The following is a 316-nucleotide window of genomic DNA, read 5'->3' on the forward strand; positions in this document are numbered from 1 at the left end:
TCCGCCTTGCTACGCTAGGCTTCTCACAGACGACTAGTATCCGTTTAGTCAACCCGGTCTACATGTCGCTTTAGAGGACTAAAACTTTGGGAAAAATGAGTCTCTACAAAGGCCGAGAGGGTGTCACTTGAGATATTTTCTCATGTGGGCTGTTGTTGCATGAGGAGGCGGCATGTCAACCATTGTCTTAAATCCCGGATCCGAATTTATTACATGGGGAATCACATTTGAGGTGATCGCAATGGTGCCAAAGTCCCCATGTATACATGGTGACGTACGCTCATTGATTGGTGGCTCCCCCCTGATCGAGATGCTA

It is taken from the genome of Candidatus Bathyarchaeota archaeon (genome assembly GCA_030739585.1).
GTDB lineage: Archaea > Thermoproteota > Bathyarchaeia > TCS64 > TCS64.